The sequence below is a fragment of the Mycolicibacter senuensis genome (assembly GCF_002101885.1).
In the GTDB taxonomy this organism is placed as follows: Bacteria; Actinomycetota; Actinomycetes; order Mycobacteriales; family Mycobacteriaceae; genus Mycobacterium; species Mycobacterium senuense.
This window is the reverse complement of sequence record NZ_LQPS01000043.1, coordinates 14,552-38,246: the sequence shown is the minus strand read 5'-3', so window position 1 is coordinate 38,246 and position 23,695 is coordinate 14,552. Positions and strand designations below refer to the sequence as shown.

General features: G+C 67.9%; 22 protein-coding genes. 18 read left to right on the top strand and 4 right to left on the bottom strand.

The window, feature by feature from the left end; all coding sequences use genetic code 11:
• The first annotated feature begins 19 nt into the window (after positions 1 to 19).
• From AWC24_RS14475 to AWC24_RS14400, 16 genes are all read left to right on the top strand, one after another.
• Complete coding sequence (locus AWC24_RS14475; RefSeq protein WP_013829789.1) at positions 20 to 574, top strand: NuoB/complex I 20 kDa subunit family protein; 555 nt, start codon at positions 20 to 22, stop codon at positions 572 to 574.
• Positions 571 to 1,272, top strand: a complete 702-nt coding sequence (locus AWC24_RS14470; protein ID WP_085086046.1) for an NADH-quinone oxidoreductase subunit C — start codon at positions 571 to 573, stop codon at positions 1,270 to 1,272. The genes AWC24_RS14475 and AWC24_RS14470 overlap by 4 nt, the downstream gene beginning before the upstream one ends.
• Positions 1,272 to 2,585, top strand: coding sequence for an NADH dehydrogenase (quinone) subunit D (gene nuoD / locus AWC24_RS14465; RefSeq protein ID WP_085086044.1), 1,314 nt, complete (start codon positions 1,272 to 1,274; stop codon positions 2,583 to 2,585). The genes AWC24_RS14470 and nuoD overlap by 1 nt, the downstream gene beginning before the upstream one ends.
• 56 nt (positions 2,586 to 2,641) lie before the next feature.
• Positions 2,642 to 3,415 (top strand): NADH-quinone oxidoreductase subunit NuoE, encoded by a 774-nt coding sequence (gene nuoE, locus AWC24_RS14460; protein WP_085087056.1) that lies wholly within the window; start codon positions 2,642 to 2,644, stop codon positions 3,413 to 3,415.
• The gene (gene nuoF, locus AWC24_RS14455; RefSeq protein ID WP_085086041.1) at positions 3,412 to 4,764 is read left to right on the top strand and encodes an NADH-quinone oxidoreductase subunit NuoF; all 1,353 of its coding nucleotides are present in this window, start codon (positions 3,412 to 3,414) and stop codon (positions 4,762 to 4,764) included. Before nuoE ends, nuoF begins: the two co-directional genes overlap by 4 nt.
• Complete coding sequence (locus AWC24_RS14450; protein WP_085086038.1) at positions 4,761 to 7,172, top strand: NADH-quinone oxidoreductase subunit G; 2,412 nt, start codon at positions 4,761 to 4,763, stop codon at positions 7,170 to 7,172. Before nuoF ends, AWC24_RS14450 begins: the two co-directional genes overlap by 4 nt.
• Complete coding sequence (nuoH, locus tag AWC24_RS14445; protein ID WP_085086035.1) at positions 7,169 to 8,395, top strand: NADH-quinone oxidoreductase subunit NuoH; 1,227 nt, start codon at positions 7,169 to 7,171, stop codon at positions 8,393 to 8,395. Before AWC24_RS14450 ends, nuoH begins: the two co-directional genes overlap by 4 nt.
• A complete protein-coding gene (gene nuoI / locus AWC24_RS14440) occupies positions 8,388 to 8,957 on the top strand; it encodes an NADH-quinone oxidoreductase subunit NuoI (RefSeq protein WP_234807382.1) in 570 nt (189 codons plus the stop codon). The genes nuoH and nuoI overlap by 8 nt, the downstream gene beginning before the upstream one ends.
• Positions 8,957 to 9,805, top strand: coding sequence for an NADH-quinone oxidoreductase subunit J (locus tag AWC24_RS14435; RefSeq protein WP_085086031.1), 849 nt, complete (start codon positions 8,957 to 8,959; stop codon positions 9,803 to 9,805). Before nuoI ends, AWC24_RS14435 begins: the two co-directional genes overlap by 1 nt.
• Positions 9,802 to 10,101 (top strand): NADH-quinone oxidoreductase subunit NuoK, encoded by a 300-nt coding sequence (gene nuoK, locus AWC24_RS14430; RefSeq protein ID WP_013829798.1) that lies wholly within the window; start codon positions 9,802 to 9,804, stop codon positions 10,099 to 10,101. Before AWC24_RS14435 ends, nuoK begins: the two co-directional genes overlap by 4 nt.
• Before the next feature lie 15 nt (positions 10,102 to 10,116).
• Entirely contained in the window at positions 10,117 to 12,054 is a 1,938-nt protein-coding gene (gene nuoL, locus AWC24_RS14425) for an NADH-quinone oxidoreductase subunit L (RefSeq protein ID WP_085086029.1), read from the top strand.
• 2 nt (positions 12,055 to 12,056) lie between these two features.
• Complete coding sequence (locus AWC24_RS14420; protein WP_085086027.1) at positions 12,057 to 13,625, top strand: NADH-quinone oxidoreductase subunit M; 1,569 nt, start codon at positions 12,057 to 12,059, stop codon at positions 13,623 to 13,625.
• Positions 13,626 to 13,627: 2 nt separating this feature from the next.
• Complete coding sequence (gene nuoN / locus AWC24_RS14415) at positions 13,628 to 15,241, top strand: NADH-quinone oxidoreductase subunit NuoN (RefSeq protein ID WP_085086025.1); 1,614 nt, start codon at positions 13,628 to 13,630, stop codon at positions 15,239 to 15,241.
• A 124-nt stretch (positions 15,242 to 15,365) separates the two neighbouring features.
• Positions 15,366 to 16,430, top strand: a complete 1,065-nt coding sequence (locus tag AWC24_RS14410) for a ferredoxin reductase (RefSeq protein ID WP_085086023.1) — start codon at positions 15,366 to 15,368, stop codon at positions 16,428 to 16,430.
• Positions 16,431 to 16,449: 19 nt separating this feature from the next.
• Positions 16,450 to 17,502, top strand: coding sequence for a fatty acid desaturase family protein (locus tag AWC24_RS14405; RefSeq protein ID WP_085086021.1), 1,053 nt, complete (start codon positions 16,450 to 16,452; stop codon positions 17,500 to 17,502).
• A gap of 60 nt (positions 17,503 to 17,562) precedes the next feature.
• Positions 17,563 to 18,051: a flavin reductase family protein gene (locus AWC24_RS14400; protein ID WP_174813596.1), complete on the top strand. Its 489-nt coding sequence runs from the start codon at positions 17,563 to 17,565 to the stop codon at positions 18,049 to 18,051.
• Between the two features lie 28 nt (positions 18,052 to 18,079).
• Here AWC24_RS14400 and AWC24_RS14395 read toward each other — a convergent pair whose 3' ends face one another.
• The 3 genes from AWC24_RS14395 to AWC24_RS14385 are packed head-to-tail and all read right to left on the bottom strand — an operon-like array spanning position 18,080 to position 20,367.
• A complete protein-coding gene (locus AWC24_RS14395) occupies positions 18,080 to 19,069 on the bottom strand; it encodes a Gfo/Idh/MocA family protein (RefSeq protein WP_085086019.1) in 990 nt (329 codons plus the stop codon).
• Positions 19,066 to 19,761 (bottom strand): PIG-L deacetylase family protein, encoded by a 696-nt coding sequence (locus AWC24_RS14390; RefSeq protein ID WP_085086017.1) that lies wholly within the window; start codon positions 19,759 to 19,761, stop codon positions 19,066 to 19,068. Before AWC24_RS14390 ends, AWC24_RS14395 begins: the two co-directional genes overlap by 4 nt.
• Before the next feature lie 3 nt (positions 19,762 to 19,764).
• Positions 19,765 to 20,367 carry a TetR/AcrR family transcriptional regulator C-terminal ligand-binding domain-containing protein gene (locus tag AWC24_RS14385; protein WP_085086015.1) on the bottom strand — a complete coding sequence of 201 codons (603 nt, stop codon included), beginning with the start codon at positions 20,365 to 20,367 and terminating at the stop codon, positions 19,765 to 19,767.
• 45 nt (positions 20,368 to 20,412) lie between these two features.
• On the opposite strand from AWC24_RS14385, the gene AWC24_RS14380 reads away from it, so the two are divergent.
• Entirely contained in the window at positions 20,413 to 21,561 is a 1,149-nt protein-coding gene (locus AWC24_RS14380) for a phosphotransferase family protein (RefSeq protein ID WP_085086013.1), read from the top strand.
• The gene (locus tag AWC24_RS14375) at positions 21,561 to 22,676 is read left to right on the top strand and encodes an Rv3169 family protein (protein ID WP_085086011.1); all 1,116 of its coding nucleotides are present in this window, start codon (positions 21,561 to 21,563) and stop codon (positions 22,674 to 22,676) included. Before AWC24_RS14380 ends, AWC24_RS14375 begins: the two co-directional genes overlap by 1 nt.
• A 1-nt stretch (position 22,677) precedes the next feature.
• Here the strand turns inward: AWC24_RS14375 and AWC24_RS14370 are convergent, their stop codons facing one another.
• Positions 22,678 to 23,676 carry a TIGR03617 family F420-dependent LLM class oxidoreductase gene (locus AWC24_RS14370; protein ID WP_085086009.1) on the bottom strand — a complete coding sequence of 333 codons (999 nt, stop codon included), beginning with the start codon at positions 23,674 to 23,676 and terminating at the stop codon, positions 22,678 to 22,680.
• Positions 23,677 to 23,695 lie beyond the last annotated feature (19 nt).

Here is a 23,695-nt window from a genome sequence, read left to right as displayed (position 1 = left end):
GGAGTAGGCGGGCTTACCGATGGGATTAGAAGAACAGCTACCGAGCGGTCTCCTGCTGTCCACCGTGGAGGACCTCGCCGGTTATTTCCGCAAGGGCTCGCTGTGGCCGGCGACCTTCGGCCTGGCGTGTTGCGCGATCGAGATGATGTCGTCGATGGCGCCCGACTACGACATCTCCCGGTTCGGCATGGAGGTGTTCCGGGCTTCGCCGCGCCAGGCCGATCTGATGATCGTGGCCGGCCGCGTCAGCCAGAAGATGGCACCGGTGCTGCGGCAGATCTACGACCAGATGGTCGAGCCGAAGTGGGTGCTGTCGATGGGCGTGTGCGCTTCCTCGGGCGGGATGTTCAACAACTACGCGATCGTGCAGGGGGTGGATCATGTCGTCCCGGTCGACATCTACCTGCCCGGCTGCCCGCCGCGGCCGGAGATGCTGATGTACGCAATCCTCAAGCTGCACGAGAAGATTCGCGATATGCCGCTGGGCGCCAACCGGGAGCAGGTGATCACCGCCACCGAGGAGGCGGCCCTGTCGGCACCGTCCACCTGGCAGATGAGGGGGTTGCTGCGGTGAGCCAGGGCACTGCCGACGGTGAAAACCAGGCCGGCTCCGAGGATGTGATCAAGGTCCGTCGCGGCCTGTTCGGCGCCGGCAGGCCCGGCGACACGTCCGGGTACGGAGGCCTGGTGAGCGAGGCCGCGCTAGCGGGTGAGACACCGCGGCCCTACGGCGGCTACTTCGACGAAGTCGTGGACACCCTCACCGCGGCGCTGCAGCGCGAAGGGATCGAATTCGCCGATGCCGTCGAGAAAGTGGTGGTCTACCGCAGCGAGCTGACGCTGTATGTCCATCGGGCCCAGTTGCCGGCGGTCGCCCAGCTGCTGCGCGACGAACCAGACCTGCGCTTCGAACTGAGCCTCGGGGTCTCCGGCGTGCACTACCCCACCGACACCGACCGTGAGCTGCACGCCGTCTACCCGCTGCGGTCCATCACGCACGGACGGCGGATCCGGCTGGAAGTCGCTGCGCCGGATGCCGATCCGCACATCCCGTCGCTGTACGGGGTTTATCCCACCACCGACTGGCACGAGCGCGAGACCTATGACTTCTTCGGGATCCTCTTCGACGGCCACCCCGCGCTGACCCGGATCGAGATGCCCGACGACTGGCACGGCCACCCGCAGCGCAAGGACTACCCGCTGGGCGGCATCCCGGTCGAGTACAAGGGCGCGCAGATACCGCCGCCGGACGAGCGGAGGGCCTACAACTGATGAGCACCGAGACACCACGGACCGTCCTGAACGTCGGCGGTCAGGAATGGGACCAGGTGGTCGAAGCGGCCAGGGCCGCCGACCCCGGCGAACGCATCGTCGTCAACATGGGTCCCCAGCATCCGTCGACGCACGGTGTGCTGCGGCTGATCCTCGAACTCGACGGCGAGACGGTGACCGAAGCCCGTTGCGGCATCGGCTATCTGCACACCGGTATCGAGAAGAACCTGGAGAGCCGTTACTGGACCCAGGGAGTCACGTTCGTGACCCGGATGGACTACCTGTCGCCGTTCTTCAACGAGGTCGCCTACTGCCTCGGCGTGGAGAAGCTGCTCGACGTCACCAACGAGATCCCGCCGCGGGTCAGCCAGATCCGAGTGCTGATGATGGAACTCAACCGGATCTCCTCGCATCTGGTCGCGCTTGCCACCGGCGGCATGGAGCTCGGCGCGCTGTCGGTGATGCTGTTCGGCTTCCGGGAACGCGAACTGGTGCTCGACATCTTCGAGACCATCACCGGGCTGCGGATGAACCATCAGTACATCCGGCCCGGCGGGGTCTCGGTGGACCTGCCCGACGAGGCGATCGGCCAGATTCGCGACTTCCTCAAGCTGATGCCCAAGCGGCTCAAGGACATCGAGGATCTGCTCACCGACAACTACATCTGGAAGGCCCGCACGAAGGGTGTGGGCTACCTGGATCTGACCGGCTGCATGGCGCTGGGCATCACCGGCCCGATCCTGCGGTCCACCGGCCTGCCGTATGACGTCCGCCGGGAAGAGCCCTACTGCGGCTACCAGGACTACGAGTTCGATGTGATCACCGATGACGGCTGTGATGCCTACGGCCGCTACCTGATCCGCATCGCCGAGATCAAGGAGTCCCTGAAAATCGTCGAGCAGTGTGTGGAAAAGCTGGTCAAGTCGCACGGCGAACCCGTCATGATCGAAGACCGCAAGATCGCCTGGCCGGGTGACCTGACGATCGGCCCGGACGGGCAGGGTAACTCGCGCGAGCACATCGGCTGGATCATGGGCCACTCGATGGAGGGGCTGATCCACCACTTCAAGCGGGTTACCGAGGATCTGTGGGTGCCGCCCGGCCAGGTGTTCGTCTCGGTCGAGTCGCCGCGCGGCGAGCTGGGGGTGCACATGGTCAGCGACGGCGGAACCCGGCCCTACCGGGTGCACTACCGGGACCCGTCGTTCACCAACCTGCAGGCGGTCGCGGCGATGAGCGAAGGCTCACTTATCGCCGACGTGATCGCCGCGGTGGCCAGCATCGACCCGGTGATGGGCGGGGTGGACCGGTGAGCGAAACGGACGGCCTCGAAAAACAAGATGTCAACAAGACCGGGCGTGGGCGGCTGATGCCGCCGACCGCAGGCACCGACGGCAACCGGGTGTTCCTGCAGCTGGGCCGGCCGCCGGAGGAACCGAACCAGTTCAACCACCCCGACGCGCCGCGCAGCTACTCCGATGAGGCGCGCGCACGCCTGGAGGCCGACGCCAAGGAGATCATCGGCCGCTACCCGCAGCCACGCTCGGCGATCCTGCCGCTGCTGCACCTGGTGCAGGCCGAGGACTCCTACATCACCCCGGCCGGCATGTCATTCGTCGCCGACGTGCTCGGGCTGACCCTCGCCGACGTCGCCGGGGTCGCCTCGTTCTACTCGATGTACCGGCGCAAGCCGACCGGCGAGTATCTGGTCGGCGTGTGCACCAACACGCTGTGCGCGGTGATGGGCGGCGACGCCATCTACGACGCCCTCAAGGAGCATCTGGACGTCAACGACGCACAGACCACCGCCGACGGCAAGGTCACGCTGGAGCGCATCGAATGCAACGCCGCCTGCGACTGCGCCCCGGTGGTGATGGTCAACTGGGAGTTCTTCGACCAGCAGACCCCGGAGTCGGCGCGCGATCTGACCGATGCGCTGCGCTCCGGTGGCGAGGTTCGGCCCAGCCGCGGGCTGCCGCTGACCAGTTTCCGCGACACCGCGCGGGTGCTGGCCGGATTCGCCGACGATCGACCCGACGACGGCCAGGGCGGCCCGGCCGGGCCGACGCTGGCCGGGCTGCGCTTCGCCCACGAGCACGGCATGGCCGCGCCGGAATCCGACACCGACGGGAGCGGAACGTGACTTCCCCCCCGAGCGCCGCCACCGCGGCCACCCCACTGACCCCGGTATTGAGCGGCTACTGGGACGATCCCGAATCCTGGACGCTGGAAACCTATCGTCGCCACGGCGGCTACCAGGGCATGCAGCGGGCGCTGAGCATGGCTCCCGACGACGTCATCGAGCTGGTCAAGGATTCCGGGCTGCGCGGCCGCGGCGGTGCCGGGTTCTCCACCGGGACCAAGTGGTCGTTCGTCCCGCAAGGCACCGACGGAGCGGGCGCCAAACCGCACTATCTGCTGGTCAACGCCGATGAATCCGAGCCGGGCACCTGCAAGGACATCCCGCTGCTGCTGGCGACGCCGCACGTGCTCATCGAGGGCATGATCATCTGCAGCCACGCGATCCGCGCCCGGCACGCCTTCATCTATGTCCGCGGCGAGGTGCTGCCGATCCTGCGACGACTGCACAACGCGGTCGCCGAGGCGTACGCGGCGGGGTTGCTGGGCACCGATATCGGCGGCACCGGATTCGACCTCGACATCACCGTGCACGCCGGGGCGGGCGCCTACATCTGCGGCGAGGAGACCGCGCTGATCGATTCGCTGGAGGGCTACCGGGGCCAGCCGCGGCTGCGCCCGCCGTTCCCGGCGGTCGCCGGGCTGTATGCCTCCCCGACGGTGGTCAACAATGTCGAATCCATCGCCAGCGTGCCCTCGATCCTGCGTAACGGCGCGGACTGGTTCCGGTCGATGGGCACCGAGAAGTCCCGCGGTTACACGCTGTATTCGCTGTCCGGGCACGTCAATCGCCCCGGACAGTACGAGGCTCCGCTCGGCATCACGCTGCGGGAACTGCTGGAGTACGCCGGCGGGATCCGCAACGGCAACCGGCTGAAGTTCTGGACGCCCGGCGGGTCGTCGACCCCGCTGCTGACCGATCAGCACCTCGACATCCCGCTGGACTACGAGGGTATGGCATCAGCCGGGTCGATGTTGGGCACCAAGGCATTACAGATCTTCGACGAGACGACCTGCGTGGTGCGCGCAGCGCGGCGCTGGTCGGAGTTCTACAAGCACGAGTCCTGCGGCAAGTGCACGCCCTGCCGCGAGGGCACCTACTGGCTGGTGCCGATCTATGAGCGACTGGAGACCGGTCGCGGCACACCCGAAGACCTCGACACCTTGCTCGACATCGCCGACGTGCTGTTCGGAAAATCCTTCTGCGCCTTGGGGGATGGTGCTGCGATGCCGGTGAAGTCGTCGATCGAGTACTTCCGTGACGAATACATCGCCCACCTTGACGGGGGCTGTCCGTTCGACCCGAAAGCGAGCATGTTCGTGCCTAACGGATCCGACGGCGGTGCGGCATGACCGGGCCCGACCGTCAGGAGAACCCGGAGTCGGTGACCTTCACCATCGACGACCAGCAGATCACGGTGCCCAAGGGCACCCTGATCATCCGGGCCGCCGAGCAACTGGGTATCGAGATCCCACGGTTCTGCGATCACCCGCTGCTGGACCCGGTCGCCTGGTGCCGGCAGTGCATGGTCGAGGTGGAGGGCCAGCGCAAGCCGCAGCCCTCCTGTGCGGTGGCCGCGGCCGAGGGAATGGTGGTGCGCACCCAGCACACCTCCACCGAAGCCGATCGGGCCCAGCACCTGGTGATGGAACTGCTGCTGATCAACCATCCACTGGACTGCCCGACCTGCGACAAGGGCGGTGAATGCCCGCTGCAGAACCAGGCGATGACCCACGGCCGCACCGAGACCCGCTTCGAAGAGGCCAAACGGACCTACCCCAAGCCGATCAACATCTCCTCGCAGGTGCTGCTGGACCGCGATCGCTGCATCCTGTGTGCGCGCTGCACCCGGTTCGCCGACGAGATCGCCGGGGACAAGTTCATCGAGATGATGGACCGCGGCGCCCTGCAGCAGGTCGCCATCTACACCGAGACGCCGTTCGACTCCTACTTCTCCGGCAACACCGTGCAGATCTGCCCGGTGGGCGCACTCACCGGCGCCTCATACCGGTTCCGGGCCCGCCCGTTCGACCTGGTGTCGACGCCCAGCGTCTGCGAGCACTGCGCATCCGGGTGTGCCCAGCGCACCGATCACCGCCGCGGCAAGGTGATGCGCCGGATGGCCGGCGACGACCCGGACGTCAACGAGGAATGGAACTGCGACAAGGGGCGGTGGGCGTTCACCTACGCCGTCCAGCCCGACCGGATCGGCACTCCGCTGGTGCGCGACGACAGCGGGGAGCTGGTCCCCACCTCATGGCCGCATGCGGTGGCGGTGGCGGCGCGCGGCCTGGCGGCGGCGCGCGAACGCACCGGCGTATTGGTGGGCGGCCGGGTGACCGCCGAGGACGCCTACGGTTACGCCAAGTTCACCCGGGTGGCGCTGCGCGGCGACGACATCGACTTCCGGGCGCGAACGCAATCACCTGAGGAGGCCGCGTTCCTGGCCGCGCGGGTGGCCGGCCGCGGAATCGGCGTGCGCTACGCCGACCTGGAAGCCGCCGCAACGGTATTGCTGGTCGGCCTGGAGCCCGAGGAAGAGGCACCGATCATCTTCCTGCGGCTGCGCAAGGCCGCCCGCAAGAAGAGCGCCGGCGTGTTCGCCATCGCGCCGTTCGCCGACCGCGCGCTGACCAAGATGTTCGGCACCCTGCTGCCGACCGCTCCGGGCGGCGAGGCGGCGGCGCTGGACGGCATCATCGACGGCTCCGGCCAGGCCGAGCTCAACGAGCTGCTGCGCCAACCCGGTGCGGTGGTGCTGGTCGGTGAGCGGCTGGCGGGCTCACCCGGCGCGCTGTCCGCGGCCATCCGGCTGGCCGAGGCGACCGGTGCGCGACTGGCATGGGTGCCGCGACGCGCCGGGGAGCGCGGCGCGCTCGACAGCGGCGCCCTGGCCGGCTTGCTGCCCGGGGGGCGGCCACTGGGCGACGCTGCCGCACGGGCCGAGGTGGCACAGGCCTGGGGCCTCGACGGCCCCGACGACCTGCCGTCCCAGCCGGGGCGTGACACCGAGGCCATCCTGGCGGCCGCCGCCGACGGGACCCTGGGGGCGCTGCTGGTCGGCGGGATCGAACCCGGTGACCTGGCCGACCCGGCCGCCGCACTGGCCGCCCTGGACGCGGTCGGATTCCTGGTCAGCATCGAGTTGCGGCACAGCGAGGTCACCGAACGCGCCGACGTGGTGCTGCCGATCGCGGCGGCGGTCGAGAAGTCCGGCACCTATCTCAACTGGGAGGGCCGCCCCCGCCGGTTCGGCGCCGCGCTGGATGAGCGCGGGACCTTGTCCGACGTGCGGGTTCTCGACGCGCTCGCCGAGGAGATGGGTGTCGAGCTCGGGCTTCCCACGGTGGCGGCGGCGCGCGAGGAGCTGACCCGGTTGGGCCCCTGGAACGGCGAACGGGTGGCCGCCCCCGACGTGACGGCGGGCCGGCCGGGGCAGCCAGACTCCGGCGAAGCCGTTTTGGCCAGCTGGCGGATGCTGCTCGACAACGGACTGATGCAGGCCGGCGAGCCGAAGCTTGCCGGTACCGCCCGCAAACCGGTGGCGCGGCTGTCCGCGCCGACCGCCACCGAGATCGGTGCCGCGGCCGGCGATCAGATCACGGTCGGCACCGAGCGCGGACAGGTCACCCTGCCGCTGGTCATCACCGAGATGCCGGACCGGGTGGTGTGGCTGCCGATGAACTCTTCCGACTCAGCGGTGCACCGGAATCTCGGGGTCGGCCCGGGCGCGGTGGTACGGATTGGACGCAGATCATGAGCGCTCCCTGGTGGCTGGTGCTGGCCAAGGTCCTGGCCGTCTTCGCATTCCTGGTGCTGACGGTGCTGTTCGCCATCGTCATCGAACGAAAAGTGCTGGCGCGCATGCAGATGCGGCCGGGCCCTAACCGGGTCGGGCCGAAGGGCTGGCTGCAGAGCCTCGCCGACGGCATCAAGCTGGCCCTCAAGGAGGACATCGTCCCCGCCGGCGTCGACCGGGCGATCTACGTGATGGCCCCGGTCATCTCGACGGTGCCGGCGATCACCGCGTTCGCGGTGATCCCGTTCGGCCCGGAGGTCAGCGTCTTCGGCCATCGCACCGATCTGCAACTGGCAGACCTGCCCATCGCGGTGTTGTTCATCTTGGCGATGTCCTCGATCGGGGTGTACGGCATCATCCTGGCCGGCTGGTCGTCCGGGTCGCCGTACCCGCTGTTGGGCGGCATCCGCTCCACCGCGCAGGTGATCTCCTACGAAGTCGCGATGGGATTGTCGTTCGCCTCGGTGTTCCTCTACGCCGGGACGATGTCCACCTCGAGCATCGTGGCCGCTCAGGACCGGATCTGGTTCGCGTTCCTGTTGCTGCCGTCGTTCATGGTCTATCTGACCGCGATGGTCGGTGAGACCAACCGGGCGCCATTCGATCTGCCCGAAGCCGAGGGCGAGCTGGTCGGCGGATTCCACACCGAGTACTCGTCGTTGAAGTTCGCGCTGTTCTTCCTGGCCGAGTACATCAACATCACCACGGTGTCGGCGCTGGCCGTCACGTTGTTCTTCGGCGGCTGGCACGCGCCGTTCCCGCTGAACCTGTGGGCCGGCGCAAACCAGGGATGGTGGCCGCTGCTGTGGTTCACCGCCAAGGTGTGGGGATTCATCTTCATGTACATCTGGCTGCGCGCCACCCTGCCCCGGCTGCGTTACGACCAGTTCATGGCGCTGGGTTGGAAGATCCTGATCCCGGTGGCGCTGCTCTGGGTGCTACTCGCGGCGGTGATGCGCAGCCTGGGCAACGAGGGCTACCAGCACTGGGAGGCGGTGCTGATAGCGATCAGCACACTCACCACGCTGCTGGTGCTGGTGGCGCTGCATCGCCGCTTCAGTGCGGTGAACACGCTGCCGGTCGAACCGGCGCCGCCGCCGGTCACCACATCCGAAGGTTCTTTTCCGACACCACCGCTGCCGCAGCGTAATTCACCGCGGGTCAAGGAGGATGTCAATGGCTAGGCTCAGAGACGCGCTGGCCGGGTTCGGCGTCACCTGGCGGACGATGTTCAGGCGGCCGATCAATGACGGCTACCCGGAGCAGAAGAAACCCACGGCGCGGCGCTATCACGGTCGCCACCAGCTCAACCGGCATCCGGACGGGTTGGAGAAGTGCATCGGCTGCGAACTGTGCGCGTGGGCGTGTCCGGCCGACGCCATCTATGTGGAGGCCGCCGACAACACCGACGATGAGCGCTTCTCCCCCGGCGAACGCTACGGCCGCGTCTATCAGATCAACTATCTGCGCTGCATCGGCTGCGGACTGTGCATCGAAGCCTGCCCGACCCGCGCGTTGACCATGACCAACGACTATGAGATGGCCGCGGACAACCGAGCCGATCTGATCTTGGAACGCCACCAGCTGCTCGCGCCGCTGGAGTCCGACATGACCGCACCGCCGCACCCGATGCCGCCGGGCGCCACCGAGAAGGATTACTACCTGGGCAGGGTCGGCCCGGAGGGGCTCGACGAGAATCCCGACCTCTTCGTCATGCTGGACCGGAAGAAGCAGGGTAAGGCCTGATGGACGCCGCACTGCTTGCCTCCGACATCGTGGTCCGCACCTCCACCGGGGAAGCGGTGACCTTCTGGATCGTCGGGGCCCTGGCCCTGGTCGGCGCCGTCGGGGTCGTCACCGCCGCCAAGGCGGTGTATTCGGCACTGTTCCTGGCGATGACGATGCTGTCGCTGGCCGTTTTCTACTTCGTCCAGGACGCGATGTTCCTCGGCGTGGTGCAGATCGTGGTCTACACCGGCGCGGTGATGATGCTGTTCCTGTTCGTGATGATGCTGATCGGGGTCGACTCCGCCGAGTCACTGGTGGAGACCCTGCGCGGGCAGCGGATCGCCTCGACGCTCGCCGGGATCGCTTTCGGGGTGCTGCTGATCGCCGGGGTCGGCGGCGCGACGATGCACCTGCGCGGAATCGGCGCCCCGGCCACCGGCGGCTCGTCCGACTCCGGCATGGTCGGCGAGGGCAACGTCGAGGGCCTGGCGGCGCTGATCTTCACCCGTTACCTCTGGGCTTTCGAGCTCACCAGCGCGCTGTTGATCACCGCGGTGGTCGCGGCCATGGTGCTGACCCATCGGGAGCGGCTGCAACCGCGGCTGACGCAGCGGGAGCTGTCCATCCTGCGTTTCCGGTCCGGCAACCGCCCCACCCCGCTGCCGACGCCCGGCGTCTACGCCCGCCACAACGCCGTCGACATCGCCGCGCGGCTGCCCGACGGCTCCTATTCGGAGCTGTCGGTGTCGGACACCTTGCAGCACCGCTGGGTCGGCGCCGCCGGCAACGCGGCCCACGCCGACAGTGACGATGCCGAGGAGCAGCGGATGGCTCCGGCGAGCAACGGCGAGGAGTCAGGCCAGTGAACCCGGAGAACTATCTCTACCTGTCGGCGATGCTGTTCACCCTCGGCGCCACCGGAGTGATGTTGCGGCGCAACGCGTTGGTGATGTTCATGTGTGTCGAGCTGATGCTCAACGCCGCCAATCTGGCGTTCGTCACCTTCGCCCGGCTGCATTCGGCGCTCGACGGTCAGATGGTCGCCTTCTTCACGATGGTCGTCGCCGCCTGCGAGGTGGTGATCGGCCTGGCCATCATCATGACGATATTCCGGGCCCGGCGATCCGTGTCGGTCGACGACGCGAACCTACTGCGCGGCTAGGAGTTGGGAAGCTCTATGACGAATCTGAGCCAGCTGAGCTGGCTGCTGGTGGCGCTACCGGCGGCCGGCGCGTTGATCTTGCTGCTCGGCGGGCGACGGACCGACCGCTGGGGGCACCTGCTGGCCTGCGCCGCCGTGCTCTCCTCGTTCGGGATCGGGCTGGTGTTGCTGACCGAGATGCTGGGCCGGCCGGGCGAGGACCGGGCGATTCACAGCCACCTGTTCAGTTGGGTGCCGGTCGGTGCGCTGCAGGTCGACTTCGGGATGCTGATCGATCAGCTGTCGATCTGCTTCGTGTTGCTGATCAGCGGAGTGGGCGCGTTGATCCACATCTACTCGATCGGCTACATGAAAGACGACCCCGACCGTCGACGCTTCTTCGCCTACCTGAACCTGTTCGTCGCGGCGATGCTGCTGCTGGTCGTCGCCGACAACTACCTGGGCCTCTACGTGGGCTGGGAAGGTGTCGGCCTGGCGTCTTACCTGCTGATCGGCTTCTGGTACGCCCGGCCGGTCGCGGCGGCGGCCGGCAAGAAGGCGTTCGTGTCCAACCGGGTCGGTGACATCGGGCTGTCACTGGCCATGTTCGTCATGTTCGCCGGCTTCGGCACACTGTCGTTCGACGGGCTGTTCGGCGCGGTCGAAGAGGCCGGGTCCAGCGGGTGGACCACCGCCATCGGGTTGCTGCTGCTGCTGGGAGCCTGCGCCAAGTCCGCGCAGGTTCCGCTGCAAGCCTGGTTGTTCGACGCGATGGAGGGCCCCACGCCGGTGTCGGCGCTGATCCACGCCGCGACCATGGTGACCGCCGGGGTGTACCTGATCGTGCGGTCCGGCCCGGTGTTCGACCTGTCCGCCGACGCGCGGCTGGCGGTCGTGGTGGTCGGTGCGATCACACTGCTGTTCGGTGCGATCATCGGCTGCGCCAAAGACGACATCAAGCGGGCGCTGGCCGCCTCCACCGTCAGCCAGATCGGCTACATGGTGCTGGCCGCGGGCCTCGGCCCGGCCGGCTACGCCGTCGCGATCATGCACCTGCTCACCCACGGCTTCTTCAAGGCCGGGCTGTTCCTGGGCTCGGGCTCGGTGATGCACGGGATGAACGACGAGCAGGACATGCGCCGCTACGGCGCGCTGCGTGCCTTCATGCCGGTGACGTTCGTGACGTTCGGACTGTGCTACCTGGCGATCATCGGGGTGCCACCGTTCGCGGGCTACTGGTCCAAAGACGCGATCATCGAGGCCGCGCTGGCAACCGGCGGGACCCGAGGCTGGGTCTTGGGCGCGGTGACGATCCTGGGCGCCGGGATCACCGCGTTCTACATGACCCGGGTGATGCTGATGACCTTCGGCGGCGAACGCCGCTGGGCGGCCGACGAGAGCGAGGTGAGCCAGGAGCGGGCGCTGCAACATCCGCACGAGTCCCCGCGGGTGATGACCTGGCCGATGATCGTGCTGGCCGTCGGCGCCGTGTTCTCCGGGGCCGCGCTGGCCATCGGCGGTCGCCTCGAGCACTGGCTGGAACCGGTGGTGACCGGCGCCGCAGCCGCCGGTCACGAAGCGGCGCACCTCATCCCGGCCTGGCTCACCGGCGCGATCACGTTGGGGATCGTGCTGCTCGGAGTCGCGGTGGCATACCGGATGTACGGCCGCAAGGCGATACCCATCACCGAACCCACCGACGTGTCGCCCCTGACGGTCGCGGCCCGCCAGTATCTCTACGGCGATGCCTTCAACGAGGAGGTGTTCATGCGTCCGGGAAACCGACTGGCGCAAGCCCTGGTCGACGTCGACGACCGGGTGGTGGACGGCTCGGTCAACACCGGAGCCGGGCTGGTCGCGCTCGCATCGCTGCTGCTGCGGCGACTGCAGACCGGGTTCGTGCGCAGCTATGCGCTGACCATGCTGGCCGGCGCGGTGCTGGTCGTCGCGGTAGTGCTGGCGGTGCAACTGTGAATATGAACCTGCCCTGGCTGAGCCTGCTCTGGTTGGTGCCACTGGCCGGCGCCGGCGCCGTCATCGTGCTACCGGCTGCCGCGACACGACTGGCGAAGTGGACCGGCCTGCTGGTGAGTCTGGTGACGCTGGCGATCGCGGTGGTGATCACCGCCGAGTTCGACACCACCCCGGTCGCCGCCCCGTATCAGTTCGTCGAATCCCATGCCTGGATACCGGCTTTCGGGGCGCGCTACACGCTCGGTGTGGACGGTATCGCGGTGGTGCTGGCGTTGCTGACCGCCGGGCTGGTGCCGCTGCTGATGCTTGCCGGCTGGAACGACGGTGAGGGTAAGCGTCGCCGCGGCCCGCACGCCTTCGCCGCGCTCACCCTGGCCGTCGAGGCGATGGTGCTGATCTCGCTGGTCTCGCTGGACGTACTGCTGTTCTACGTCTTCTTCGAGGCGATGCTGATCCCGATGTACTTCATGATCGGCGGCTTCGGCAATGGCGCCAAGCGTTCCCAAGCGGCGTTGAAGTTCTTGCTGTACAACCTGTTCGGCGGTCTGATCATGCTGGCCGCGGTGATCGGTGTGTACATGGTGAGCGCCCGGGAAGGTACTGAGGGCTCATCGGGCGGCACCTTCGACTTCCGCGAACTGGTCTCGTTGTTCTCGTCGGCCACCACCACGGTGGATCCGGGCGTGCTCAAGCTGCTGTTCGCCGGCTTCATGTTCGCGTTCGCGGTCAAGGCGCCACTGTGGCCGCTGCACCGGTGGCTGCCCGATGCCGCGGTGGAATCCACCCCGGCCACCGCGGTGCTGATGATGGCGGTCATGGACAAGGTGGGGACCTTCGGCATGCTGCGCTACTGCCTGCAGCTGTTCCCCGACGCCTCAACGTATTTCCGTCCCGCAATCATCGTGCTGGCGGTGATCGGGGTGGTCTACGGGGCGATGGTGGCGATCGGCCAGCGCGACATCATGCGATTGATCGCCTACACGTCGATCTCGCACTTCGGCTTCATCATCCTGGGGATCTTCGTGATGACCAGCCAGGGTCAGAGCGGTTCGACGCTGTACATGCTCAACCACGGGTTGTCGACCGCGGCGCTGTTCCTGATCGCCGGGTTCCTGATCTCCCGGCGCGGCGGCACCCGGGCCATCGCCGACTACGGCGGCGTGCAGAAGGTGGCCCCGGTGATGGCCGGTACCTTCATGGTCGCGGCGATGGCCACCCTGTCGCTGCCCGGGCTTGCACCGTTCATCAGCGAATTCCTGGTGCTGGTGGGCACGTTCAACCGGTACTGGCTGGCGGCGACTGTCGGCACCACCGCGCTGGTGCTGTCGTCGATCTACATGTTGTGGCTCTATCAGCGGGTGATGACCGGCCCGGTCACCGCGGGCAACGAACGCATCCGAGATCTGGTGCCCCGCGAGCTCGTCGTCGTCGCACCGTTGATCGCGTTGCTGCTGTTTTTGGGCTTCTACCCGAAACCGGTGCTCGACATCATCAATCCGGGCGTCGCGCACACCTTGACCACGATCGGTGAGACCGACCCGGCACCGCTGACCGCCGAGGGGGCGCACTGACCATGTCGGGCATGCCAACACCCCACATCGAATACGACCTGTTGTTGCCGCTGCTGATCGTCTTCGGCACCGCGGTCACCGGCGTGCTCTTCGAGGCGTTCGTGGCGCGGCGGGCGCGCTACCTGATGCAGGTCCTGCTCGCCATCGGCGGGCTGGCCGCGGCGTTCATCAGCCTTGTCGCGGTGGGACGTGACCTGCCGGCCGACGGCCACATCACGGTGCTCGGCGCGATCGCCGTCGACCGGCCGGCGTTGGTGCTGCAGGGCATCGTGCTGCTGGTGGGGATCATGGCCATGGTCTTCATCGCCGAACGCAACATCGGCACGGGGGCTCCCGAGGGACCGGGCGCGGCGACCGCACCCACTGCCTCTCCCGCGGTCCGCGGGCGGGCCGGGCTGGACTCCTTCACCCCGCAGGGATCGGCGGTGCCGGGCAGCGCCGCCGAACTCGACGCGGCCCGCAGCGGGATAACCCAGACCGAGGTGTTCCCGCTGACGATGCTGGCGATCGGCGGGATGATGGTCTTCCCGGCCGCCAACGACCTGGTGACGATGTTCGTGGCCCTCGAGGTGCTCTCACTGCCGCTGTACCTGTTGTGCGGGCTGGCCCGGTACCGCCGGCTGCTGTCGCAGGAGGCGGCGCTGAAGTACTTTCTGCTGGGCGCGTTCTCCTCGGCGCTGTTCCTGTTCGGGGCCGCCCTGCTCTACGGCGCCACCGCATCGCTGACGTTGTCAGAGATCGGCGAGCAACTGTTCTCCCACAGCAACGATCCGTTGGCGCTGATCGGCGCCGGACTGCTGTTGGTGGGGCTGTTCTTCAAGGTCGGCGCGGTGCCGTTCCACTCCTGGATCCCGGACGTCTATGTCGGGGCGCCGACGCCGATCACCGGCTTCATGGCGGCCGCGACCAAGGTCGCCGCATTCGGGGCGATGCTGCGGATCATCTATGTCGCGCTGCCGGCGCTGCACGACCAGTGGCGTCCGCTGCTGTGGCTGATCTCGGTGCTGACCATGGTGGTCGCCACCATTGCGGCGATCACCCAGACCGAGATCAAGCGGATGCTGGCCTACTCCTCGATCGCCCATGTCGGCTTCGTGCTCACCGGCGTGCTGTCGGCGACCTCCGCGGGTGTCTCCTCGACGCTGTTCTACCTGGCCGCCTACAGCTTCTCCACCGTCGGCGCATTCGCGGTCGTGAACCTGATCCGCGGCCCCGGCGGGGAAGAAGAGCTCGACATGTCCCGGTGGGCCGGATTGGGGCAGCGTTATCCCGTTGTGGGGCTGCTGTTCTCGATGTTCCTGCTGGCGTTCGCGGGCATCCCGTTGACCAGTGGATTCATCAGCAAGTTCGCCGTGTTCTCCGCGGCCGCCGAGAGTGGCGCCGTGCCACTGGTGGTGATCGGTGTGATCGCCAGCGGTGTCGCCGCCTACTTCTACGTACGGGTGATCGTGCTGATGTTCTTCACCGACTCCCCCGACGACCCGCCGCAACTGGTGCTGCCCAGCGTGTGGAGTAAAACGGCGATCGCGCTGTGCGCCGCAGTCACCGTGGCGCTGGGGGTGTTTCCGCAGCCGCTGCTCGACCTGGTGGACGCCGCGACCCAGTTCGCCTTCTGACACCCGCCCCGGGCGGGCTGGTCCGCACGACCCGGCCAGCCCCGGAGTCAACCGTCGCTATATCACGCCGTATACTCCACGTAAATGGACCGCTGATCTCCAGTCAAAGGCGCATCGACTTCCCATGGCTAGACAAGGCTCAAAGCGCCGTGCGCTGGTCTCGAGCCTGGTCGAGGTCCTGACCTGGCCGCACAGCATCGACCGGTACACCGAGCTGGTGGTGCCGACGTGGTCCGCGGGCGAGGCCCGAGCGAAGGTCGTCGCGGTGCGGCACCGGACGCCGCGCAGTGTCACCATGACGTTGCAGCCCAACACCGCCTTTCCCGGCTTTCGCGCCGGGCAGCACCTGAACCTCACGGTGGACATCGACGGGCGGCGCCACACTCGCTGTTACTCACCTGCCAACGCCGAGGGGCAGCGACTCATCGAGCTGACCGTCGGCTTGCACGATGGTGGACTGGTCTCGAGCTACCTGCACCAGCACGCCCGCCCGGGCCTGGTGGTCGGGCTCACCGGCGGCAGCGGCGACTTCGTGCTTCCGGCCGCCCGTCCGCAGCGGATCCTGATGGTCTCCGGCGGCAGTGGCATCACCCCGGTGATGTCGATGCTGCGCACCTTGCGGGCCGAGGGCCATGTCGCCGCCGGGGGCCAGATCAGTTTCGTGCACTACGCACGTAGCCGCTCCGAGGCCTGTTACCGCGACGAGCTTGCCGCCATGGCCGACGTGCGGGTGTTGCACGGGTTCACCCGGGCGAATGAACCCGGCGATCTGCCAGGCTATTTCGGTGCCGACCATCTGAATGCCACGATGCCGGCTCCCGACCTGGTGTATGTCTGCGGCCCGCCGGCCCTGGTTGCGGCGGTGCGGGAACACTGCGCCGACGCAATCGCCGAGAACTTCGTGCCGCCGCAGTTCGCACCGGCCGCCGATCTCCCCGGCGGCCGCGTGAGCTTCCTCGGCAGCGACATCACGGTGGTCGACGACGGCCGGCCGCTGCTGCTGCAGGCAGAGTCCGCCGGTCTGCAGCCGGCGAGCGGATGCCGGATGGGTCTGTGCAAGACCTGCACCTGCCGCAAAACCGCCGGCACGGTGCAAAATCTGATCACCGGGGCACTTTCGGACGCGGGCGAAGAGAATATCCAGATCTGCGTCTCGATCCCGGTCGGCGACGTCGAACTCAGCTTGTAAAGGACGTCGGGAACCAATCATGGCAGAACCGGAGATGACGCTTACCCCTGACCAGGCCGATGCATTGGGACGCGAGTTCGACGCCATCAGGACACGGGTACTGGCCGACCTCGGCAAGCGGGACGCCGACTATATCCGTCGAATCGTCCGGGTACAGCGCACCCTCGAGATCGGCGGTCGTGCACTGCTTTTCGCCGGCATCCGCCGACCCGCCTGGTTGGCCGGCGTCGCGATGCTGTCCATGTCGAAGATCCTCGACAACTGGGAGATCGGCCACAACGTCATGCACGGCCAGTACGACTGGATGGGCGATCCGGCGCTGCACGGCCCCACCTTCGAGTGGGACAGTGCCTGCCCGTCCGACCACTGGCGTTACGCGCACAACTACCTGCACCACACCTACACCAACATCATCGGCGTGGATCGCGACATCGGTTACGCCGTCCTGCGGGTGAAAGAAGACCAGGCCTGGGATTGGCAGAAGCTGCTCAACCCGATCAACGCCCTACTGGGTTTCGTGCTGTTCCAATACAGTCTGGCGGGCTACGAGCTGGAGATCGAGCGGATGCCCCACGAAATCACCATGGCCGACAAACGCGAGGCCCTGGGGGTGATCGCCCGCAAGGTCTTCCGCCAGGTATTGAAGGACTATGTCGCGTTCCCACTGTTGGCCGGCCGGTCGCGGCGCTTCGCGTTGACCGGCAACCTGGCGGCGAACATGATCCGCAACATGTGGACCTTCGCAATCACCTTCTGCGGGCATTTCCCCGACGGAGCCCGGGTGTTCACGGTCGAGGAGACCCGCGGCGAGTCCCGCGGCCAGTGGTACTACCGACAGATCCTGGGCACCGCGAACATGAGCGGGGGCAGGCTGTTTCACATCATTTCGGGCAATCTGTCGCACCAGATCGAGCATCACCTGTTCCCGGACCTGCCGGCCCACCGCTACGCCGAGCTCGCGCCGGAGGTGCGCGAGATCTGCCGGCGTTACGGCATCCCGTACAACACCGGTTCCCTGCCCAGGCAGCTCGGCACCGTACTGCTCAACATCTTCCGGCTTGCATTCCCCTAGGCCGAAGTCTGCGGCGCCCGGTGCTGGGCACGCCGGCGTCGGCGGGTACATCATGGACGGGTGGACGACGAATCGTTTCAGCGCCTGGTCGCAATGCTCGACTACACCATGTTCGTGGTGACCACTGCGGCCGACGGTCACGCCTCGGGCTGTCTGGTCGGGTTCGCCACCCAGGCCAGCCTGCAGCCGCCGAGGTTTCTGGTCGGAGTATCCGAACGCAACCACACCTACGGGGTCGCGGCCCGGTCCGACCATCTGGCCGTCCATGTCCTGGCGCGCGGGGACCTCGAGCTCGCCCGGCTTTTCGGCGGCCGAACCGGGGACGACATCGACAAATTCGAGCGCTGCTCCTGGCACAGCGGGCCCGCGGGCATGCCGATCCTCGATGACGCTCCGGCATGGTTCGTCGGCAAGACGCTGAGCCGTATCGAACTCGGCGACCACCTGGGCTATCTGCTGGAACCGATCGCCGGGTACGCGCCCCCGCACACCGGGGGCCTGCTGGCATTTTCCGACGTCGACGACATCGAAGCGGGCCACGGCGCCTGAACACCCCGAGCCGCGGGTTGGGCACTGCTCAGCTGGGTTGCCGCACCGCGAGGCCGGCGGCCCGATAGATCGCGTCGATGACGGTCATGTTCTCGATCGCGTCCTCGGGCGTGGTCCGCACCGGTGCGCCGCGCAGCACGGCGTCGGCGAACGCATCGAGCTGATAGGCATACGACGCCCGGTGGGCGAAACGCTCGACGCGCTTGCCCTGCTGCGAGCGGACCCGGAGCCGGTGCAAGTACTGGGGCATCAGCGGGTTGAGCGCCCGCAACTCGCCGCGATCACCGATCACGCGGGCGCTGACCTGCAGCAGGTTCGACGACCACAGTGAGCAGCGAATCGCCCCGGTGTGCCCGGCCGGGAACCGCAACTGCGCGGTCATGGCCCGATCGATCTGCGGGTCACGCAGTTTCGCCTGCGCGGAAACGACTTCCGGTGTCGCGCCGCCAAAGGTGCGGACCATGTGCACCGGGTAGCAGCCGGCGTCCATCAGCGCCCCGCCGGCCAGCGAGATGTCGTAGCGGATGTCGGAGAACCGGGGCAGCGGGAAGCTCAGGGCGGCCTCCACCCGCCGCAGCGTCCCCAACTCCCCCGAGGCGATGATCTCCTCGATGCGCAACGTCATCGGGTGATAGCGGTAATGGAACGCCTCCATCACCACCCGGTCGGTCTTCGCGGCCACCGCAGCGATCTCGCGGGCCTCGTCGGCATTGGCGGTGAACGGCTTCTCGCACAACACGTGTTTCCCGGCGGCCAGCGCCGCCCGCGTCCACCGCCCGTGCAGGTTGTTGGGCAGCGGGTTGTAGACGGCATCGACCTCCGAGTCGGCGATCAGCGCGTCGTAGCTGTCGTGGACTCGGCCGATGCCGTGCTTGCCGGCGAACGCACGCGCCCGCCCGGCGTCACGCGCCGCGATCGCGCTCACCACCACCTCGGGGTGGTCGGCAGCGGGTTTGAGCAGCGACACCGGGGTGATCCGCGCGGCGCCGAGCACGCCGATCCGCAGTACCGGGGTCATCCGGCCGTGCTCCGTTGCAGACTGAACCCGGCCACTCGCGCACCGTGCTGCGCCGATGTCGTCATGTCGATCACCGCACGCGCCTGCTCGCGCACCGGGGTGTCGGGGTCGAGCACCGACAGGTAGACCTCGTGGGCGGCAAGGGCGTCCACCGCGGCATCGAGGTAGCCGTCCACGGTCTCGACGTGCGTGGGCGCCGGCCCGTTCTGGAACAGCCAGCGCGGCGGCTTCTCCAGCGCGTCCCAGACGTCGGTGACCGCGGCGGCGAACTCGATGTGGTCGCGTTGGTTGGGGGCGTCCGGGGCGAACTCCGCGCCGCCGTAGATGCTCACCACCACCTCGGGGCGGACCTCGGTGATCACCGAGGCGATCTTGGCGCGCAACTGCGGCGTGTTGCGGATATCGCCGTCGGGGAAGTCCCAGAAATCGACCCCGTCGTCCGGGTGCACCCCCACGACGGCCGCCGCCCGCCGCTGCTCGGCCTCCCGGAGCGGCCCGGCCTGCTGCGGTGGCATGCCCTCGATACCGGCCTCGCCGCGGCAGGCCAGCGCGTAGCGGACGGTCTTGCCCGCCGCGGTCCACTTGGCCACGGCGGCGGCCATCCCGTACTCGGGATCGTCGGGATGCGGCACCAGCACCAGCAGTGATGTCCACTCGGCGGGGAACGGCAGCGGTTCGGAGAATCCGGACATCGGCTAGGCCAGCACGCCGTGAGCGAGGATGTCGGCGGTCTGGCGCGCCCAGTCACCCCCGAGTTGGTCGTCGGGCCGCAGGAACATGGCCAACAGCGTTGCCCCGCCAATCAATTCGACGAGCCGGTCGGGATCCACAGCTGCTCGCACCTCACCGCGGGCCACCGCATCGGCCACCCACCGACGCATCACCTCGAACAGGTCCCCGAATCGTTCCAGGGACCGTGCCGTGAGCTCGGCGTTGGTCGCCATGTCGGCGATCAGGCCGGGCAGGGCGGCCCGCACCACCGGGTTGGTCAGCGCCTCGCGCGCGCCGGCCATCATCGCCCGGAGATCACCGGCCACATCGCCCGGCGGCGCCGTCACCGCACTCGGGGGCACCGAGAGCACGGCCTCATGCACCAGTTCGGCTTTGCTGGGCCACCGGCGGTACAGCGCGGTCTTGGTCGTCCCCGCCCGTTCCGCGACGGCCGCCAGGCTCAGATTCGAATATCCGACCTCGACGACCAGTTCCGCGGCGGCCTTCAATATGGCAGCGTCGATACGGGGATCGCGGGGCCGCCCGGCGCCGGAGCCCTTGTCAACCGGCAAAGGTTCTGCTTTCATAACGCTACCTGTCGTATCGTAATTAATCTGACGGAGGATGCAACCGTGGTCGACCAACCGACTGTGGAACGAGATGTCGGCCGGATCCAACGTTCCAGCCGTGATGTCACCACACTGCCCACGGTAATGTCTCGCTGGCTGGCGACACAGTTGCCCGGCGGGACCACGCCGGAGATCACCGTGGAAAGCGGCGTCGACACCAACGGCATGTCGTCGGAGACCATCATGATCACCGGCCGCTGGATCGCCGACGGCGCCCCGGTCGAGCAGCGCTGGGTGATGCGAGTGGCTCCGGCGGGCGAAGACATCCCGGTGTTCGAGACCTACCGCCTGGATCACCAGTTCGAGGTGATGCGGCGCGTCGGCGAGCTCACCGACGTCCCGGTGCCCAAGGTCCGCTGGATCGAACCCACCGGCGAGGTGCTGGGCCGGCCGTTCTTTCTGATGGACCGCGTCGACGGTGAAGTCCCGCCTGACGTCATGCCCTACACCTTCGGTGGCAACTGGTTCTCCGACGCGAGCCCCGAGCAGCAACGGGCCTTGCAGGACGCCACAGTCGAGGTGCTGGCCAAGCTGCACGCGATTCCGGACGCCACCCGGCAATTCGGCTTCCTCGACGAGGGCGACGACGGGTCCACCGAAAACACTGCGCTGCGCCGGCACTTCGACCGTGTGCGGCAGTGGTACGAGTTCGCGGTGCCCGACATCGGGCGCTCGGCGCTGCTGGACCGCACCATCGGCTGGCTGGAGCAGCACTGGCCGGCCGACGCCGCCGCCAGCGAGACGGTGCTGTGCTGGGGCGACTCCCGGGTCGGCAACGTGCTCTACCGCGACTTCTCCCCGGTCGCCGTGCTGGACTGGGAGATGGTGGCACTGGGGCCACGCGAGCTGGATGTCTCGTGGGTGATCTTCGCCCATCGGGTATTCGAGGAACTCGCCGGGCTGGCCGGGTTGCCGGGCCTGCCGCAGGTGCTGCGCGAAGACGATGTGCGGGCCAGCTATCAGCGGCTCACCGGCGTCGAACTCGGGGACCTGCACTGGTTCTACGCCTACGCCGGCCTGATGTGGGCGATCGTGTTCATGCGTACCGGGGCTCGCCGGGTGCACTTCGGCGAGATGGAGAAACCCGATAGCCCAGAATCCCTCTTCTACCACGCAGGATTGCTGAAAAAGCTGATCGGAGAACAGAACTGATGTTGGGACCACTCGACGAATACCCGGTCCACCAACTGCCGCAGCCGATCGCCTGGGCGGGATCCTCGGACCGCAACTTCTACGATCGCTGCTACCTCAACGCCCACGATCGCACCGGGGACATCTTCGTGGTCACCGGCTGCGGCTACTACCCCAACCTCGGCGTCAAGGATGCGTTCGTGCTGGTACGGCGCGGCGACACCCAGACCGCGGTGCACCTGTCGGATGCCATCGATCAGGATCGGCTCAACCAGCATGTCGGCGCGTACCGCATCGAGGTCACCGATCCACTGCGCTCGCTGCGGGTGGTCATGGCCGAGACCGAGGGCGTCGCGCTCGATCTGCGCTGGCAGGGACTGTTCGACCCGGTGCAGGAGCAGCGGCACTTTCTGCGGTCCGGCAACCGGGTGACCCTGGATGCACAGCGCTTCGCCCAGCTGGGGTCCTGGAGCGGGCAGATCGTGATCGACGGCGAGCAGATCGCCGTCGACCCGGCGGTGTGGATCGGGTCGCGCGACCGGTCCTGGGGTATCCGCCCGGTCGGCGAACGCGAACCGGCCGGCCGGCCCGCCGACCCGCCGTTCGACGGCATGTGGTGGCTGTATGTGCCGATGGCGTTCGACGACTTCGCGGTGGTGATGATCATCCAGGAGGAGCCCGACGGGTTCCGGTCGCTCAACGACTGCACCAGAATCTGGCGAGATGGCCGCGTCGAGCAGCTGGGCTGGCCGCGGGTGGCCACCCGCTACCGCTCCGGCACCCGCATCGCGACCGGCGCCACCATCGAGGCCACCCGGCCGGACGGCACCCCGGTGGTCTTCGAGGTGGAATCCAAACTGCCGGTGCCGATCCATGTCGGCGGCGGGTACGGCGGCGACACCGACTGGCTGCACGGGGAATGGAAGGGCGAGAAGTTCACCGAGCGGCTGACCTACGACATGACCGATCCCGGGGTCATCGCGCGCACCAGTTTCGGGATGATCGACCACGTCGGGCATGCGGTATGCCGCGAGGGCGACGCCGCCCCCGTGGAAGGCTGGGGACTCTACGAGCACGGCGTGCTGGGACGGCACGACCCGACCGGGTTCCCCGACTGGGTCACCATGGCGCCTTGAATCAGCGCAGTTCGCTGACGATCTCGCCGATCAGCGCCGGGGCGATCGGCGCCGCCTGGTAGACGCAGACGGTCTCGGAGACGCCCTCGACCCGGTCGCGGATGTGCGCGGCCACCTGCGCCGGAGTGCCGCAGGCGGCGATGGTGTGCAGGATCTCGTCGGTGATCGCCGCCCCCATCTGCGCCCACTGCCCCTGCTTGGACAACGCGTTGAGTTCGGGTTGCAGCTCTTGCCAGCCGTGGGCGGCCAGCACCGGGGCGTATGCGGGTGTGGACGCGTAGAAGCCGAGCAGCATCCGGGTGGCGGCTTCGGCGGCCTCTCGCTCGGCATCGGTGGCGCCGGTGGCCACGATGACTTCGGGCACCACCGCGAAGTCTTCCGGTGCGCGCCCTGCTTGTGCCAGCCCATCGCGGACCGCTGCCATGGTGTTGTGGTGCAGGAATCGCTTGGTGGAGAACGGCATCACCAGCAGCCCATCGGCATGTTCGGCGGCTGCCCGGGTCAGCCGCGGGCCCAGCGCGCCGACATAGATCGGCGGGACGCCGTACGGGTTCGGCCCCGGGCTGAACGTCGGGGTCATCAAGGTGTGCCGGTAGTAGTGGCCGCGAAAGTCCAAGCGGGCGCCGGTGTTCCAGGATTCGAAGATCGCCCGAAGCGCGGCGACCAACTCGACCATGCGGTCCACCGGCCGGTCGAAGGCCGCACCGAACCGCTTCTCGATCTGCGCGCGCACCTGGGTGCCCAGACCCAGGACGAACCGTCCGCCGCTGAGCAGCTGGTGGTCGTTGGCCTGGTGCGCGAGGTGGATCGGGTTGCGCGGGAAAGCGATCGCGACGTTGGTCATCAGGTCCAGGCCGCCGACACCGGCCGCCAGCGTCAGGGGTGCGAACACGTCGTGCGGCCCCTCGAAGGTGAAGACGCCGCGCACACCGGCATCCCGCAGCTCGCGGGCTTGCTCGACGACGCCGGTCAGTCCGCTAAGCGCGGTGAGGACTTTCACTGCTGTCAGGAGCCGTCAG

Coding starts and splice junctions, on each gene's coding strand:
- AWC24_RS14395 (WP_085086019.1), bottom strand. CDS start 19,069: ATGACCCCGGTACTGCGGATCGGCGTGCTCGGCGCCGCGCGGATCACC.
- AWC24_RS14435 (WP_085086031.1), top strand. CDS start 8,957: ATGGACGCCGCACTGCTTGCCTCCGACATCGTGGTCCGCACCTCCACC.
- nuoE (WP_085087056.1), top strand. CDS start 2,642: ATGCCGCCGACCGCAGGCACCGACGGCAACCGGGTGTTCCTGCAGCTG.
- AWC24_RS14390 (WP_085086017.1), bottom strand. CDS start 19,761: ATGTCCGGATTCTCCGAACCGCTGCCGTTCCCCGCCGAGTGGACATCA.
- nuoD (WP_085086044.1), top strand. CDS start 1,272: ATGAGCACCGAGACACCACGGACCGTCCTGAACGTCGGCGGTCAGGAA.
- AWC24_RS14385 (WP_085086015.1), bottom strand. CDS start 20,367: ATGAAAGCAGAACCTTTGCCGGTTGACAAGGGCTCCGGCGCCGGGCGG.
- nuoN (WP_085086025.1), top strand. CDS start 13,628: ATGTCGGGCATGCCAACACCCCACATCGAATACGACCTGTTGTTGCCG.
- AWC24_RS14475 (WP_013829789.1), top strand. CDS start 20: ATGGGATTAGAAGAACAGCTACCGAGCGGTCTCCTGCTGTCCACCGTG.
- AWC24_RS14420 (WP_085086027.1), top strand. CDS start 12,057: ATGAACCTGCCCTGGCTGAGCCTGCTCTGGTTGGTGCCACTGGCCGGC.
- AWC24_RS14405 (WP_085086021.1), top strand. CDS start 16,450: ATGGCAGAACCGGAGATGACGCTTACCCCTGACCAGGCCGATGCATTG.
- nuoL (WP_085086029.1), top strand. CDS start 10,117: ATGACGAATCTGAGCCAGCTGAGCTGGCTGCTGGTGGCGCTACCGGCG.
- AWC24_RS14450 (WP_085086038.1), top strand. CDS start 4,761: ATGACCGGGCCCGACCGTCAGGAGAACCCGGAGTCGGTGACCTTCACC.
- AWC24_RS14375 (WP_085086011.1), top strand. CDS start 21,561: ATGTTGGGACCACTCGACGAATACCCGGTCCACCAACTGCCGCAGCCG.
- nuoI (WP_234807382.1), top strand. CDS start 8,388: ATGGCTAGGCTCAGAGACGCGCTGGCCGGGTTCGGCGTCACCTGGCGG.
- AWC24_RS14410 (WP_085086023.1), top strand. CDS start 15,366: ATGGCTAGACAAGGCTCAAAGCGCCGTGCGCTGGTCTCGAGCCTGGTC.
- nuoH (WP_085086035.1), top strand. CDS start 7,169: ATGAGCGCTCCCTGGTGGCTGGTGCTGGCCAAGGTCCTGGCCGTCTTC.